Raw genomic sequence first — 16,826 nt, 5'->3', positions numbered from 1 at the left:
CCTCATTCTGTTCCCCCATGCAGGGCATTGGCACGTGCACGTTGAATGGCGTGACTTACCGCACGACCAGTGGCAATAGGATCACGGGCACCATTGACATGTACCGTGACATTTTGATTATGGGTGATGGTGGAGCGGTCTTTGTCCCTTATCCCTGTGTCAGGAGCCTGTTTGTGATGGCTTCCCGCAAATTGCACAATCGGTTGAATGGCTGTTTTGCCCCCAAGCCAACTTGGCAAATGGAAAAGGTCCGATAAATCAATCGACCCAATCCATGTCTTGATGCGGCGGGGCAAGGATGTAAAAAAATCGCTCAACCCCGTGATGGAGGCCATAAAACCATCGACAATCCAATTGGCCAAGTCCTCCCCCGCCTGTTCCATACCGGCTTTGGCATCCTCAGAGAGCTTTTCTTGAGCAAAAAAACTAACCAACCATTGCCAAAAGTTGGAAAGGCTTTGTTTAAACCCATCCCACACATTGCCAAACCACCTGCCAACAGCGTTAAGTCCTTGTTTGAATTTTTGCCAAGCTTGAGAGAAATCAAAAGCAGCGGCAATAATATTTTTCCACTTGGTGATGGTTGCGGTATCAGCACCAAAAAAGCGCATGACGGCTTCAAAGGCACGACTAAGAGCGCGTGTTATTCCCCGTGCAAAGCCTTTGACAAAGGAAGAGAAACGATCCCAATATTTCCACAAAGCAAAGCAAGCGGTAAGGATCACAGCCACAACAGCAGCAATCAGAGCCCCTATCGGGGTAAAAACAGCACCAACTACAGAGGCAATGCCAGCCCCAACCACTTCTATCGCTGTCCCTATCGAACCAAAAGAGGCGGCGAATGCAGAACCAGAGACCATAAGCCCCCGAAACGTAGCCACCAGTAAAGTTATCGGCCGTAAAAGACGCAGTGATCTCCCACCAAGCCCTGCCGCCATTATTCCCAGTGAGCGACCTGAAGCCGCTAACCCTCGCCAATTTGCCTTAAGACCACGACTGAGTGCTCCAAGCTTGATAAAAGAGCTGATCAACTGCAGAAACCCAAGACGTGTACCAGCCATGGTAAAACGCAACACACGCAGAGCAATATTAAAAGCCATCAGGGCGGCAATGGTTTTGATGATAGCGCTTGTTAAAGTGGGATGGGCATTCGCCCATGTCATCAACCCATTGGTAAAATTGCCAACACTTTCCATCAAACTGTTGACAGGGGGCAATAAAACTTCACCAATGGTAATCCCCAACGCCACGATACGATTTTGCAAAAGTTCAAATTGCCTCATCGCACCGGTTGCTTGTTTGTCCGCCTCTTGCTCCACGGAGCCTTTAAAGACTTTTGGATCTCTCACAAACTCTAGAGCTTGCCATAACAATTCGGGATTGCCGACCAATTTGGCAAAATCACCGGTAAAATCGCGTCCAGCGATGGCAATCAGGGAACGCATACCCTGTTCTGATTTGCCCAAAACATCAAAAAAGCGAACCAAGGTACCGGTCGCATCTTTATCGAGATCTTCCATGAATTTTTCACGGGATAGCCCGATATTGGTAAAAGCATCCTCAATATGCTTGCCTCCCGCCTGAATGCGGGCACTGATTACGTTAAAGCCACGCGCTGCGCTTTCTGGAACAATACCAGCGGAAATCATTGCTGTACCAAACGCCGCTGTTTCACGCGCCGTGAGTTTAAACATGGTTGCCGCACCAGTGGCACGATTGGTAAAATCGGAAACCTCACTGGCCTTGGCGGCCATATGATTGGAGAGATGATTGATGGCATCACCTAAATCCTCAATACCTTCCTGATTGAGTTTAAAGACATTGCGCAATTTAGCAAAGCGCTCCCCAATCTGATCCCCCGTCATATCAAAAGCCACTGCAGCTTTAGCAGCATAAACGCTAAAAGCTTCTAGATCTTGCTCGCCGATGCCGGCTTGGCTGGCACTGGTCATCAGCTCCAAAACTTCACGTGCCGCTAGCGGAATCTTGGTGGAGGTTTCCAAAGCAAAACGGCGCAATGCTTTTAAGCGCTCAAGGGGCGCATCCAGAACCTTTTCCAATCCTTTCATCGATTGGTCAAATTGCATGGCTTTATAGAGAGGGGCAATCAAGGTTGCTGTTTGCGCAATGGCACCCACCATGCGCCCACGTGCTTGATTGAAAGCATTTTCCGCATTTGCTGTTGCCTCCCTCAGATGCTCAGGGTCAAACCAATTTTTAAAGTGCTGCCTTGTCTTGTTTTGGAAATGCGCAACATCTGAACTAAAGGCTGCAAGATCCCGCTTGGCAGAAGCTATCCCCTCTTGCAGATGATTAACAAAACGCACAACAAGGGAAACATCCATGAGAGTATTTTATCCTAACTGATGGCTTTCATATTCTAGGGCTTTAAGGCGTGCTAATTCGCTGCGATAGGAAATCACATCCCGCCAATCCATCTGGTTAATTTCTGAAGGTGCCCAGTGATAATAAAGCGCTAGTTCTGCTCCAAATTGTCCAGCATAAAGGATTGGCGTTGCGTAAAAAAAGCAAAAAAAACCTTGAAGACAGAAATAATGTCAACAACATCAAGACGATCAATCAGTTCAACAGATTCATGTGACATATCGGCTAAAAGCGCTGTGATGCCTTCTGTCGCCTCACTTGTGAACAAAACTTGAGAAAGCTTTGTGATAAGCACATCATTGGTGAGTGTTTTTTGCTCTCCAAGTTCAGAACCAAGCAACTCTGTCAACTGTGGTCCAATCAGCACCGCTAATTGCTTGGCTTGTTTGAAGGTGGGGCGATAAAAGGTCAGTTTCTTGTATAGAGATTCTTTGCCATTTTTGTCTTGATAAAGAAGAGGAACCTGCAACTCCACATCAATGGTTGTTTGTAAACTTGTCATGATCAATTCCTATAAATGAGATCCCTAATAATGAGAGCTTATAAATTGAGAATAGAGCGTCGACGGCCACCGATATCTTGTCCATTGCGTACAAGCCAGCCGCCTCGTTTAAAAGAAAAGCGATGCAGGACAGAACCATCCCAAAATTCCGTATAATCCCAAATATTTTTAATCTCGCAATCATAGCCTGTGGCTTTCCCACCAGACAGACCTTCACTATCAACCTTAACTAAGCGGCCTATGACATCGATGGAATGTTCATGCTCGCGCCCATCTTCTTCACAAACCACATGCTTTTTGCCGGTAAATTTATGACGAACACCAGGGGCACCACCAAAGATGCCAATGATTTCTGGGGTATGGCTGCGGATTTTCATTTGCAAACCAAAAGCTTTGACACCAAGGCCAGCAACATCAATTTGCATATCAGAACCACCTGGTTGATAGGTTTCGGTGATTTCTTCCAATGTGGGAAGTTTAAGTGTCTCAAGATCAAGATGTAGATTGACATCATCATCAACAATCAGGGTAAAACCGCGTATAATGCGTAAGGTCATATTTCACTCCTTGCTGCTTTGCGATAACCCTCAAGCGTATCGCCAAATGCGTAAGTCATTTTATTTTGGATATCCTCGGCCAGCCGATTAAAGTAAGTGCCATTGCGGCGACTGCCAAAACTTAAATCTTCTAAAGGCGGAACTTCTTCCGCATCAAATTCCACCCGTAACTTTCCCAGCTGTAAATTGCTGTTTGAATTAAAAGCACGATCAAACCAAACACGCCCACCCAAAAGGGCGCCACGGGCAATCATATCATCTAGAAACTGCGTGAGACTGCGGGTAATGGCAATGACATGTTGGCCTGTAAGGTTCTCATCATTTGCCCAAGGGCGCAAATTATTGATAATGGTTTTCTCTAGTGCCGCACGGGTGCGTACCACATTAACAAAACGCCACAATGGATCACTGGATGTGGTGTGGTTTCCCCATAAAATGCGTCCATTGGCGACAAATTGCCCCTGCGCATTTTGGCTAAGCCGTGCTGGAATAAAGGTAGCAATATCGGCTTGATTGAGGCGGTTTGCCTCATGATCCATTTCTCCATCAAAATAGCTAATCGGGCGCGCCGTGCCTAAAATGCCTTTGACATCTTGATTGGAAGGAGACCAAAAAACACCGCCCCTTTGCTTATCCCGTTTGATAAACATCGCCACAGCAAAAGGACTTGCCGGTTTAATGCTAAAACCACCATCACTATTTGCAACCCGTACAAAGGGATCAATCAGATAACAAAAGCGTGAGGAAAAATCTGCACGAAATGCAAGGCTTTCTTCAGTGTTTTTGCCTCCCGTATCAAAAACGGCTATCGCTTGCAGCTTTTCGGCAACTTGTTCAAGTGCATCCGCCACGGGGTTTTTGCCATTGTCAACCCGCCCTGCACTATAAGCCGGTGCCAGGAGAATCCCAGGTTCAACACCTAAATGCCCCCGTGCATGTTTCAGCGCATGCACACCGGTCAAGGCAGAATTTGATCCCACCATTTCAGCTTGTGTGTCAGCAATGGTAGATTTTTCTTCCACACGCACAAGAATAATTTGTGCCCCTCCCCCTTGTGCACACACAGCATTAATCACATCAACAGCCGTGCCTTTTTGTCCAAGCTTGTCGATTTTGTCCGCTTCATGCGTAGAGATAAGTACAGGTTCATTAAGGGGATAAAGTTGTGCATCCGCATCAAGCGCCGTGACAACAGCACCAATGGCCGTCTGACTAAACATCTCCAACGGCCGCGATTCTTCACCAGCCTCAACAAGGCGAATCCCATGATTAAATTCTGTTGCCATTTTGCTCTCCAAATCAATGAAGAGACCATAACAACAAACGCATAAGTATCATAAGCCTGACACTGTCAGTCAAATATAGGTCGATGGCAACCCCGGCAGGGCGGCCTTAGCCAATTCGGCAATAGTAAACCATTCCTTCATGGCTGCCCCCTTTTAATGCGAACAGGCGTTGCGCGCATGAGTTTCAATCGCGCCGCAATCTCCCGCTGTTCCTGCTGGAGCCTCGCAATCTCTGCTAACCGTGCCTCATCCCCTTGCAACAGCAATAAACCATCTTCACTCACAACCTCATCCCACAGCCAAAATGCCTCTGTCGCCCGCACAAAAGCCTTAAAACGCGGCAGGGAAATATCCACCTGCTTACTTTCCGCAACATAAGCATCTAAACTTGCCTTACTTAAGCAACCAATCCCTAAATAATGCGCCATACGCTCGGCAATCACACTGCGTTCAAACGGGCATTCACGCAAAGCCCGCGCCATGGCACGCTTAATACGTGAACGAAACCGCTCCAGATCAATCTGGGCAACAGGCTCACGACAGGGAAAAACCGGCTGTCGAAAAAAATCAAGCTGTTGAGAACCATGCCTCTTCATGCCTGCTCCTCCCCCCGTTCTCTTGCAAGATAATCACAAAACCGCGCCTTTGTCTGCGCATCCGCTCTCTGCCAAACACCCAACAATTGAGCAAAAATACGTTCCTGTTCATTGATGTGAGGCGGCGTATTAATGCCATTGACCAAATCAAAAGCCCGCCGTAAATCCCCCTCAACCTGTTGCAAAGCAATCGCCACACGCCGCTGCGCAACCGGCTCCATCTTCGCAAGCTTCAACAATTGCGCCTGATTATCCGCCAATGCCGTGCCACGCAAAACCGCCCGTAATTCCGGCTGTAAATGCTGGGAAATTTTCGTTAAATAATGTACTGCACGTTTCGATAAACCAATGCGATCCGCCACATGTTTGGCAAAAGACAAAACTGTTCCTTTGCCATTTTCTCCACTCGCATGAGAAATAGGTGCAACTTGCACTAATTGCTCTTCATCATGAAATAGTGCAAACTTTGCACTATTTCTCGTTTCAGAAATAGGATCAAGTTGATCCAATTTCTCATCAGCAGACCAAAATGCAATGTTTGCGCTTTGATTTGCATGTATATCATCACCAATCAAAGGGTAAACATTACCCTTTGATTTTTTATTCCTACCAATCTTAATCTCCCCATACTTCTTTTCCCATAATTTGCGGTAGGTCTGGACAAACAGGGCACGGTCAATCACCGACAATTCATTGCGGAAAAGGTTTTCTGCAACCTCTAAAAGCGCGGCATTGTCCTTATCAGCTTGCACCACAACAGCATTAATTTCGCTATAGCCCAAAAGCTCAGCAGCACGTAACCGGTGCGCACCAGCAATCAACGTATAATTGCCTCCCTTGGCATTGGGCGTATGGCGTACTGTAATCGGATTCATCAATCCCTCTCGCACCATTGATTGCGCAAGCGCCTTGGCATGCTCATCATCCACAGGGCGAATACGCTCAGGCACCACAATCAAATCTAAAGCAATCTCTTGAAATCGTGCCATCACGCCGCCACCTTTTCCATTTCTTTAAAAAACAAATCCATCGCACGCCCAGCCCACCTTCGATAAGCTTTCGCAAAAACAGGTTCTTCCAAACGTCGATTAATCACTTGCAAAGATAGAGAGATAGAAGTCCGCTGCCGTGCTTGTATGGCAACAATACGCCATCGTGGTACCCCAAACTGATAATGAAAAAGATGAATGACAATCTGCCGCGCTAACATCGCATCAAACAAATGATGCGGCGGGTTAATAATATATCGTACAGGTAAATGGCGAAAACTGCTTTGCACAACCTTATAACAGCAAGCGAGCATCGTTTCTAATCGTTCAACTTCTGAATAAGGATTAACGATATCGCTTCTGACATCTGGGGTCCATAAATTACAAGCAGCAACCATAATCCCCCCCGATAAAGAAAACTTGACCACCACCTAATCGCCAAAAACAAACCATCCAATCAGCTGCCTGATGAGACAACTGTATGCAATTTATCTTGCCAATTTCGTATTGATGTTTAGACATTGATAAACCTTTTTATCTTATGGTATCTAAATTCATGGCAAATGCGTTTAACACGCAAAGCCGTGTAACGAGTTCAAGCGGCATTACCGCGCAGTGCGGAAGGGGTACGCGAGTCCGTATTAGCGTGTTTTGCTGCTTTAAAAATGCGACGGCGACTTTTGGGGTAGCGGTCGCTAAAAACCTGCTCAACGGGCAAGCCGATAAAATCGGCAATAGCGCGTTCAGCTTTCTCGTTAGACCGTGTCCAGATATGTTGAACACTGGATGACGATAGTTGATAAGCTTTTGCAAGCTCCGCCAAGGTCATATTACGACGGCGTAGCTCGGCTAAAATACTATGGCGATCCCATATTTGGGTCATGGTCATAACTTTCGCTCCTGCTTCAAACGGATGCTGCAACATCCGTCTTTGTGGGGTTAATTGTAAAATATATGCCCGCTATATCGGGCGGTAATAAAAGATATAATTCACTTTTATGAATTAGTAAACCTAAATGTGTATTAGGAGTGTTTTTTTGGGACGTCCTAAAAAAGAACCTAAAACAGAACTAGCAAAACGGTTACGTGAAGTGCGTCTTGCTCTTGGTTTTGTGGAACGCAAACAATTTGCTGATCATCTTGCGGTACCTGAAAGTACTATGAGCAACTATGAAACTGGCTTACGCGAACCACCTATATCCATGCTGATAATTTACAAAAATATTTGCGGTGTATCTGTGGAATGGCTAGCTACAGGTGAAGGCGAAATGTTCACGGACGTAACGAAAGTGACAGATTTAGAAGCACCTACCATCCCTGCTGGACTCATGAAAAAGCTTGGTCGCATAGCTTATACGACCTATCGTGATACAAAAATAAAACTCCCCCCTGAAGATATAGCGGAAATCGCGGCGGAGCTCTATGGAAAGTTGCAAGAGCTTGCTCAAAACATCAATGATACGGAAGAAGTTGAGCTTACTTTGCCTCTTCTCAAACTGCATTTAAAGCGTCAAATCGAAGCTGAAAGAGCACATATAACAACTACACAAAATACGGCTTAATGCCTCTCTAAAATGAAAAACTGATATGAAAATCTTTTTACATTAGAAAAATTATGTAACTATCTTATTTATAATAATATATTGCTCATAAAAATAGATAATCACCAATAGGTGCAAATCTTTTTTGCTTTTTTGGTCATTTTGGATTGTTTTTGGAGTTGCTTTTACGATTTGTCTGATTTTTTTCAAAGGTCTTTCAAAGCCGGATTTCTGGGCTTTTACAGACTTTTTAAAATTCTTCAAAGGATTTTCAAAGACCTTTCACAGACTTCTCTCATTTTTAGCACAAAATTCCGATTTTTATGATTTTTCGCTCTTTTGGGCCATTTTAGGTGTCAAAATTTAATTTTACAAAACGCGCATTTAATGGTAAAAATTGTACATAAAAACAACAAATTACCACATATTCCTAACTAATCCCACCTCTTCCCACTTAGTGCAAAACCTAGTGTCAAACTACAATGATCTTAAGAGCAACAAGAGAAGTTTCTTTAAAACAAGTTTATGAATGAGCATCACAATGGCGTATTATTCTCCATGAGGAGCGTAATTCAATCAATCATAAATACAGAAAAAAATAGCCAACCTAGATTAAATTTCTCTCTACTTTTATTCTTCTTCCCAGAAACAAAATATGAAACTCTACGGTTCTTTGATATTTTTAGCATTGAGTTTTTTTTCTTCCAAAGTAATCCGTTTATTATAAGCTACAAAACTACAAGGAAGAAAAATCGTATAACAGACAGCAGTAATCAATAAAGTGTGCCATGTGTACGTTGCAAGAAAACCTACATAAATAACAACGCCCAACATGCACGGTACAACGATATCACGCCTCAAATTTTGATCAATTGTTTTCGCGTTCCATACTGGTAAACGACTGACCAAAAGAAATGCAATTATCACAGTATAAAGGCTAAAAAATAATGCCCAGCTCCAACCTGGTCTCAAGCCAAGAGCTCCTAAATACATGGGCAATAAAAGCAATAACGCCCCTGCTGGTGCAGGAACACCAACAAAATAACTTTCCTGCCATTTCGGCATATCAGTATTATCCAACATTACATTAAAACGAGCTAATCGCAAACAACAAGCAACACAATAGACAAGCGCCGCGATCCAACCAACTTGGTGCGCTTGAGTCAAAATAAAAGAATAAACAATAAGTGCAGGTGCAACACCAAAATTAACTACATCAGCAAGAGAATCCATCTGTGCTCCAAAAGATGAACTCCCATCCATCAAACGAGCAACGCGGCCATCGGCACCATCTAAGATTGCAGCCAAAAGCACCATTAAAATAGCAGCCTCATAGCGATGTTCAAAAGCCAAACGAATACTGCTCATTCCTGCGCAAATCGCCAAAATAGTGATGATATTGGGGATGACATACCGCATTGGTGTAGGTGAACGCCATCGATTTGCAACATCATCATGCGGTCCCTCAGGATTAAATGAAGAAAATAGCGAAAAATTTTTCATTGTTCATCCTAATCAAATCTGAAGTCAGTTGTAGAACTCTTATCATCAAAAGAACCTAAAACTGTCTCTCCAGCAATTGCTGTCTGGCCAACCGCAACACGCAATTTCACTCCAGTTGGTATATAAATATCAAGACGAGAACCAAAACGAATCAACCCAAATCGTTCTCCAGTAATGACAGAATCATTTTCTTTTGACCAACAAACAATCCGGCGAGCAAGCATCCCAGCTATCTGCACCATACCGATTTTACCATGTTTGCTGTCAATCACCATCCCATTACGCTCATTAAATTGACTAGCCTTATCAAGCTCAGCATTGATAAAACGGCCTGGACGATAAATTATAGACTCTACTGTACCACTTATGGGAATACGATTGATATGACATGAAAAAATATCCATAAACACAGAAATACGGATCATTTCTTCTTTACCTAATCCTAATTCTTCGGGGGGAACACATGGTTCAACAAAAGAGATGCGCCCATCAGCAGGAGAGATAACCCAATTTGCATTCAAAGGAATAACACGATCTGGATCACGGAAAAAGTAGATACACCACACAGTAAGAACCAAACCACACCAAAACAATGGATTCCATACCCAACCAAGAATAAGCGTAATAACAAAAGATGCTACAATAAAAGGGTAACCTTCTTTATGAATTGGCACGAAGCCATTATGGACAGATTGTAGAATACTCATATAATTTCCTATTCATAATATAACTTAAAACAAGTAATAAATTTTTTTGTTCCTCCTTGTCCTTCTACGTACTTAATCAACCTCTCCATATAAAGTTATAACCCAAATTTTGCGCAGTTTATTTTTTACGATTAACAATACCCATCTCATCTTCTTCACGCATTTTACGCAATTTTTCTTCAGCTTTCGATGCTTCAAGCTGTTTATTCCACATTGAAGCATAGAGACCTTTCTTAAGTAAAAGCTCTGCATGCGTCCCATTTTCAATAATACGGCCGTTTTTGAGAACCAAAATTTCATCAGCATTGATGACAGTAGAAAGACGGTGAGCAATAATCAATGTTGTGCGCCCACGGCTTACGATATCTAATGCCTGTTGAATTTCTTGTTCCGTCGCCGTATCAAGAGCCGCAGTTGCTTCATCAAGAATAAGAAGTGGGGGAGCTTTTAACAACGTCCGTGCAATAGCCACACGTTGTTTTTCACCACCTGATAACTTAAGACCACGCTCACCTACCATAGACTGAAAACCTTCCGGAAGCATCTCAATAAATTTTGATATCTGTGCCATTTCAGCAGCTTTTCGCATCTCTTTATCTGTAGCAGTTGGACGCCCATAGAAAATGTTATATGCGATTGTATCATTAAATAATACCGTATCCTGCGGTACCATACCAATCACTTCACGCAAACTTTTTTGCGTCACGTCACGTATATCTTGTCCGTCAATTGTGATGGAACCTGCATCAACATCGTAAAAACGAAAAAGTAATCGAGAAATAGTCGACTTACCAGCACCTGATGGGCCGACAATTGCAATTGTTTTGCCTCCAGGAACCTCAAAATCAATATCTTTCAAAATCTGGCGATCTGAATCATAGGAAAATTTTACCTTATTAAACCGAATAGTACCACGGCTTACCATCAGTGGTTTTGCATCTGATTTATCAACGATCTCTTGCTGAACATCTAAAAGATCAAACATAGCTTCAATATCAGTTAATCCTTGTCGAACATCACGATAAATTGAACCAATAAAATTCAGTGGAATAGAGAGCTGTATTAAAAGCGCATTGATAAAAACGAAATCCCCTAAAGTTTGTGTTTCATAAAAAACTTCATAAGCTGACATCAACATCAAAACAGCCATTCCAATACCAAAAATAAGAGCCTGACCAAAATTCAGCCAGCTTAATGATGTCCAAATTTTTGTTGCCGCTTTTTCATAATTTGCCATAGAAGAATCAAATCGATGTGCTTCCAGAGTTTCATTGCAAAAATATTTGACCGTTTCAAAATTCAAAAGAGAATCGACAGCACGTGTATTGGCCTCAGTATCTGCCATGTTCATTTTCTGCCGAATACGAATGCGCCAGTCACTTGCCTTAATTGTAAACCAAGTATACAAACCAACCATTATTACGACTATGACTAGATAATGCCATCCGTAACCTATATAAAATACAAATGCCGTCAAAACAAATTCTAAAACCGTTGGGACTGTGTTCAGAATTGAAAATCTAACGATAGCTTCAATTCCCTTTGTACCACGCTCAATCACACGAGAAAGCCCGCCAGTCCGCCTTTCCAAATGAAATCGCAGTGACAATCCATGAATATGTATAAACGTCTTATAGGCTAACTGGCGAATAGCATGCTGACCAACGGTTGCAAACAGAGAATCGCGTAACTGATTTAATGCGGCTTGGACAATACGTGCGACATTATATGCCAAAACAAACATAATAGGAATAACACAACTGGATGATCCCCATGTAGAAAGATTAAAACTTACATCGAGTGCGTCCGTGGCATATTTAAAGAAATACGGTACAGATATGAGAACAATCTTGGCTAAAACAAGATAAAACAGCGCCCATATAACCCGCACTTTTAGATCCCGTCGATCTGCCGGCCACATATAAGGCCATAGATTATAAAGTGTACGCAGAGTCTGGCTTGTATCTGACGATACAGTTTTTATTGTTTTATTCTGTTTCATAAAGCCCTTACTTCTCTATCATCCACTTAATAGGCATCACAATATTTTCTCTTTTGTTGTTTATAGGTTATATCATCCTTCTACATACCCCCTGTAAACAATACGTATTAACTCTTGAGGTTAGACTGTTTTTGAAAAAGGGACAAGAAATAATCCACTATAAGGTTTATTATTTTGGTCTGTATTCTCATACCATTCTGCCGCAAATAAATTCTCAACCTTTGTACGTTTTTTTTTCAATTCTGCTTGAAGCCATGTCTTTGATTTACCAATCTCTTTAAGACCTTTATCGAAAACTTCACCATTTTGTACTAAAATGATGGACTTCTTACCTTCTTCCTTTTTAACAACAGAACAATCACCATTAGTTTCTAAATGAATAAAAGCTGCTTCATGTAAACTACAGCCTTTAATACGCAACATTGTAATCAAATCATTGACGGTGATGCCCAAATTCTTAATTTTATCTATTTGAAATATACCATCTAAAACCAATGCGACATTCTGTCCTGCAACAAGATGACGAAAAAAAACTGAATAGCGCGCAAAAAAATTAAGAGATGTAACCAAGGCTTGCCAAATACACAAAACAACCAATAATTGAACAATACTAATATTGGGATTATAAATCACCCCTCCAATAATACCCCCCATTACAAAATTGCTAACCAAATCAACGGGTGTCATTTGACTAAGACTACCACGACCGGTTGTTCTTAAAATTAAGAGAAAGGCAACAAGACCTACAGCCAGCTTAAGTGCGACATATCCATAACTATACACAAATTCCATCATATCCTCCCTTTTCTATGAAAGCTGCTGGAGTAGGCAAATTATCATCGCTTTATTTCCCACACTGTTATACGCTCGCCAGTCTGTGGATCTTTTTCGTCTCTTAAAATAACCCCATCGGCTGCAAGCTCATCACGAATTGTATCCGCAGCTGCCCACTCTTTATTATGGATAAGTCGTGATCTTTCGGCAATACGTTGATCGATAAATTTTGAATCAAGAGAAGCTTTTCTCATAAACAATGGGCACTCTCCATCTCTAACCCACTCTCGGTATAAGAGCCCAAATAAATTCATCCCATTTGCCAGAGCTACAGCATCACCTGTTTTATAAAACTTGCGTAAAAGAGCAAATGCATTCGGAGTATTAAGATCATCACTGAGTACATTTATCAAAGAATCATCAAGAGCTTCATTCTTTTCTACACAGCCTTTTTCATAACGAAGCAATTCATACCAACGATACAGTTCTCTACTAGATTGTGTTAAACGCTGAAACGTCCAATTTAACGGTTCACGATAATGCGTTTGTAACATTGAAAAACGTACAGACAAACCAGCCCAATTGTGCTTCATTTCATTTGTTAAAATATCGTTAATCTCAAAAAAATCATTCTCTAAAATAGAACGAATAGTGATAAAATTGCCGAGGCTTTTAGACATCTTTTGGCCTTCAACCTGCAAAAAACCATTATGCATCCAAATATTAGCCATTCGCTCAGTTCCAAAAGCCGAACAACTTTGTGCAATCTCATTCTCATGATGAGGAAAAATCAAATCAATACCACCACCATGAATATCAAAAATATTTGCTACCGGATCATCACATGTCAAACCACCGCCATAGGGTTCTAACAATTTTGCCATTGACATTGCAGAACATTCAATATGCCACCCTGGGCGACCTAAAACAGGAATTCCTGCCGGTGATTTCCAACCTGGTTCCCCTTTCGCAGAAGGTTTCCATAAAACAAAATCCATTTCCTCTCTTTTATAAGCAGCAACATCAACACGCGCCCCTGCTCTCATCTCTTCTAAGGAGCGTTTTGCAAATGACCCATAACGAGGATGTTTTTTTATGCTGCTTACAGAAAATAATATATGATTTTCTGCTATATAAGCGTGTCCTTTTTTAAGCAACCGCTCAATCAAAGAGCGCATCTCTTCTAAATGATCTGTTGCACGCGGTTGACTGGTTGGCAGTAAACAACCAAGTACTAGTGTATCTTGCTGAAATTGAGAATAGGTACGCTCCGTCAATCGGTGAATAGCTTCGTTAAGCGCTAACTCTGGATACTCGTAAGCTGCTCGTGCATTAATTTTATCATCTACATCTGTAATATTACGTGCGTATATAACGTGATCTTTACCATAGATCTGACGCAATAAACGAAATAACATGTCAAAAACAATGACTGGGCGTGCGTTACCTATATGGGCGTAATCATAAACTGTTGGACCACAAACATAAAGACGTACTCTCGTCGTATCTATTGGTGTAAAATTTTCTTTTTTACGTGTAAGCGTATTATAAAATCGCAACTCTCTCATCCTTATACTCCATTAGCGATATTGTTTGCCGCTTCCTAAGATGAATCTTATCCAAAATCATTGCATTATGCGGTTTGAGCTAAAACTTTCTATAGCTTACGTAAAATTCTCATAATTTCCCTATTTTCTCTAGGCTTTATCAACCATCTGTTACAAAAACAATCCGTTTTATTTGATTGAATATAAGAGTATTTTATCGATACATACTTTTTCTCGATGAAAAAATATCACAGAAGAAAATCTGTAATGTACAATACAACTTAAATTTATATGAAAAACAAATTGTATCCAGAAAATTTGAAATTTTTAACCACACAAAGCTTTGTTAGAATTCTCAATAAATCTCTATGACGCTTTCCTTACTATCTTTATGCCCTAGATTTTATAGCACACCCCCATCTTGGTACTGATGCATAAATTCATTTGCGTTCTATCTTTTAACATAATGCTCTGCAACAAAATCATTTTTCGCAATTGTAATGATACAGAAATTTATTAAAAGGAAGCAAATAAATTAATGCGTAATATATTGATAAATATTATTTTTTTAACTTTAACACCAGCTTTTGCGCAACAATCACCACCCTATGAAACAAAATTGCTACGACTAGCAGAAATTTTGGGATCCCTTCACTATCTACAAAACCTTTGCAGTACTCCAACAAATAAATGGTACGGCTACATGAATGCACTAATCGAGGCAGAACAACCAATGCCGCAAAGACGCGCTTACTTTTACGAAGCGTTTAATGGAGCATATCGTGCTTTTTCAGAAAATTATCATCATTGTACACAATCAGCAATTGAAGCAAACCAAAGATATATCAAAGAAGGAAGAGCTTTATCTGAAAGCCTTCTCACGAATTATAACAACCAACCTGTACACAAATTACCACACCCTCAATTTGATATATCTCACTGATAATACTATCAAAAATGAATAGATTAATAAGCTTACTTTGATATAAATTATAGCAAATTTTGAAGAATAAAGCCTCAATATATTTTTATCTTCGTATAATAAAATCACCATGAAAACCTTTTCATCCGTACAATCATTTTATAAAATCTGTCGATTTTATGTGATCACATCAAAGCTTCTATAAATTTAACAGGTTCACCTTGCGAAGGTGTAATAATTTCACCTTCCCACATAACGCGCATACCACGGATAATGGTCCCAACAGGCCAGCCTTGAACCTTTTGACCATCATAGGGTGTCCACCCTGCACGTGAACCAATTAAGCTATTCGTAATAACTTCTTCCCGCTTAAGATCAACAATGGTTAAATCAGCATCATATCCAACAGCAATGCGCCCTTTACGGCTTATACCAAAAATGCGGCTAGGGCCATGCGACGTGAGATCAACAAAACTTTCAAGAGATATTTTTCCTGCATTCACATGTGTTAACATAATTGCTGCTGTTGTTTGCACACCTGTTATACCTGAAGGTGAAGCAGGATAAGGCTGTAGTTTTTCTTCAAGTGTATGAGGCGCATGATCAGAACCTAATACATCAACAATACCTTGCTGGACACCATACCAAAGAGCTTCACGGTGGCGACTCTCACGGATTGGGGGATTCATCTGAATCAATGTACCAAAATGCCGATAAGCATCAGCAGTTAAAGTCAAATGATGCTGCGTAACTTCAATTGTTGCCACATCCTTATGTTCTTTTAGAAAATCAATTTCTTCTGCAGTAGAAAGATGTAACACATGAATGCGCGCCTTCGTTTCATGCGCGATTTTCACCAGGCGTTGCGTGCATTTTAATGCTGTAACCTCGTCACGCCAAACCGGATGCGATGATGCATCTCCTTCAATACGCAGCACTTTACGCTCTCTGAGCCTTGCCTCATCTTCAGAATGAAAAGCTGCACGACGGCGTATGCTCTTCAAAATAAGACGCACGCTTTCATCATCATCCACCAAAAGATCACCGGTAGAAGACCCCATGAATACTTTAATTCCAGCAGCACCAGGAAGCCTCTCTAACTCAACCAATTCATGTGCGTTTTCACGCGTTCCCCCAACCCAAAATGCAAAATCACAATGCATCCGATGAAATCCGCGTTTCACCTTATCGGACAATGCTTCTTCCGATGTGGTTAATGGATTGGTATTAGGCATTTCAAACACTGCTGTAACCCCCCCTAATACCGCGGAATAGGAGCCACTTTCTAAATCTTCCTTATGCTCATTGCCAGGCTCGCGAAAATGAACTTGGCTATCGATAATCCCCGGCAAAATATGAAGCCCTGTACAATCAATCACTTCACCAGCAGATGCACATGTAAGATCACTAATTTCAGCAATACGGCCGTTTGTAATACCAATATCACGCTTACTACTTCCATCATGATTCACAACTATTGCGCCTTTTAAAATTGTATCAAATGTTTTAAACATA

General features: G+C 41.5%; 16 protein-coding genes. 2 read left to right on the top strand and 14 right to left on the bottom strand.

Features of this window, described 5'->3' with window-relative positions; genetic code table 11:
* Window positions 1-2 precede the first annotated feature (2 nt).
* The 8 genes from V4P57_RS02255 to V4P57_RS02220 all read right to left on the bottom strand — a co-directional run bounded on the left by V4P57_RS02255 (window position 3) and on the right by V4P57_RS02220 (window position 7,204).
* The gene (locus V4P57_RS02255; protein WP_455466579.1) at window positions 3-2,345 is read right to left on the bottom strand and encodes a phage tail tape measure protein; all 2,343 of its coding nucleotides are present in this window, start codon (window positions 2,343-2,345) and stop codon (window positions 3-5) included.
* 131 nt (window positions 2,346-2,476) lie between these two features.
* On the bottom strand, window positions 2,477-2,887 hold the full coding sequence (locus V4P57_RS02250) for a hypothetical protein (RefSeq protein ID WP_455466235.1): 411 nt from the start codon (window positions 2,885-2,887) through the stop codon (window positions 2,477-2,479).
* Between the two features lie 38 nt (window positions 2,888-2,925).
* On the bottom strand, window positions 2,926-3,444 hold the full coding sequence (locus V4P57_RS02245) for a phage major tail tube protein (protein WP_455466234.1): 519 nt from the start codon (window positions 3,442-3,444) through the stop codon (window positions 2,926-2,928).
* The gene (locus V4P57_RS02240) at window positions 3,441-4,730 is read right to left on the bottom strand and encodes a phage tail sheath C-terminal domain-containing protein (protein WP_455466578.1); all 1,290 of its coding nucleotides are present in this window, start codon (window positions 4,728-4,730) and stop codon (window positions 3,441-3,443) included. Before V4P57_RS02240 ends, V4P57_RS02245 begins: the two co-directional genes overlap by 4 nt.
* A gap of 137 nt (window positions 4,731-4,867) precedes the next feature.
* On the bottom strand, window positions 4,868-5,326 hold the full coding sequence (locus V4P57_RS02235; protein ID WP_455466577.1) for a hypothetical protein: 459 nt from the start codon (window positions 5,324-5,326) through the stop codon (window positions 4,868-4,870).
* Complete coding sequence (locus V4P57_RS02230; RefSeq protein ID WP_455466576.1) at window positions 5,323-6,315, bottom strand: ParB/RepB/Spo0J family partition protein; 993 nt, start codon at window positions 6,313-6,315, stop codon at window positions 5,323-5,325. Before V4P57_RS02230 ends, V4P57_RS02235 begins: the two co-directional genes overlap by 4 nt.
* The gene (locus V4P57_RS02225; RefSeq protein ID WP_455466950.1) at window positions 6,315-6,713 is read right to left on the bottom strand and encodes a hypothetical protein; all 399 of its coding nucleotides are present in this window, start codon (window positions 6,711-6,713) and stop codon (window positions 6,315-6,317) included. The genes V4P57_RS02230 and V4P57_RS02225 overlap by 1 nt, the downstream gene beginning before the upstream one ends.
* 197 nt (window positions 6,714-6,910) lie before the next feature.
* Entirely contained in the window at window positions 6,911-7,204 is a 294-nt protein-coding gene (locus V4P57_RS02220) for a helix-turn-helix domain-containing protein (RefSeq protein ID WP_455466949.1), read from the bottom strand.
* 148 nt (window positions 7,205-7,352) lie between these two features.
* Here V4P57_RS02220 and V4P57_RS02215 point away from each other — a divergent pair, with 148 nt between their 5' ends.
* Window positions 7,353-7,877 carry a helix-turn-helix domain-containing protein gene (locus V4P57_RS02215; RefSeq protein ID WP_455466575.1) on the top strand — a complete coding sequence of 175 codons (525 nt, stop codon included), beginning with the start codon at window positions 7,353-7,355 and terminating at the stop codon, window positions 7,875-7,877.
* A gap of 642 nt (window positions 7,878-8,519) precedes the next feature.
* Here V4P57_RS02215 and pssA read toward each other — a convergent pair.
* The 5 genes from pssA to cysS all read right to left on the bottom strand — a co-directional run bounded on the left by pssA (window position 8,520) and on the right by cysS (window position 14,410).
* Complete coding sequence (gene pssA / locus V4P57_RS02210; protein ID WP_455466574.1) at window positions 8,520-9,359, bottom strand: CDP-diacylglycerol--serine O-phosphatidyltransferase; 840 nt, start codon at window positions 9,357-9,359, stop codon at window positions 8,520-8,522.
* A gap of 8 nt (window positions 9,360-9,367) precedes the next feature.
* Window positions 9,368-10,066 carry a phosphatidylserine decarboxylase gene (locus tag V4P57_RS02205; RefSeq protein ID WP_455466573.1) on the bottom strand — a complete coding sequence of 233 codons (699 nt, stop codon included), beginning with the start codon at window positions 10,064-10,066 and terminating at the stop codon, window positions 9,368-9,370.
* Window positions 10,067-10,184: 118 nt separating this feature from the next.
* Window positions 10,185-12,068 (bottom strand): ABCB family ABC transporter ATP-binding protein/permease, encoded by a 1,884-nt coding sequence (locus tag V4P57_RS02200; protein ID WP_455466572.1) that lies wholly within the window; start codon window positions 12,066-12,068, stop codon window positions 10,185-10,187.
* 120 nt (window positions 12,069-12,188) lie between these two features.
* Window positions 12,189-12,860, bottom strand: coding sequence for a DUF421 domain-containing protein (locus V4P57_RS02195; protein WP_455466948.1), 672 nt, complete (start codon window positions 12,858-12,860; stop codon window positions 12,189-12,191).
* Window positions 12,861-12,904: 44 nt separating this feature from the next.
* Window positions 12,905-14,410, bottom strand: a complete 1,506-nt coding sequence (gene cysS / locus V4P57_RS02190) for a cysteine--tRNA ligase (protein WP_455466571.1) — start codon at window positions 14,408-14,410, stop codon at window positions 12,905-12,907.
* A 517-nt stretch (window positions 14,411-14,927) separates the two neighbouring features.
* Between cysS and V4P57_RS02185 the strand changes: the two genes are divergently transcribed.
* The gene (locus V4P57_RS02185; RefSeq protein ID WP_455466570.1) at window positions 14,928-15,332 is read left to right on the top strand and encodes a TIGR02301 family protein; all 405 of its coding nucleotides are present in this window, start codon (window positions 14,928-14,930) and stop codon (window positions 15,330-15,332) included.
* A gap of 164 nt (window positions 15,333-15,496) precedes the next feature.
* Here the strand turns inward: V4P57_RS02185 and V4P57_RS02180 are convergent, their stop codons facing one another.
* Window positions 15,497-16,825, bottom strand: a complete 1,329-nt coding sequence (locus V4P57_RS02180; RefSeq protein WP_455466569.1) for a dihydroorotase — start codon at window positions 16,823-16,825, stop codon at window positions 15,497-15,499.
* Between the last annotated feature and the right edge of the window lies 1 nt (window position 16,826).

This window comes from Bartonella sp. B39, assembly GCF_053795145.1.
Note: the sequence above shows the minus strand (reverse complement) of the source record. Positions and strands in the feature narration are given on the sequence as shown.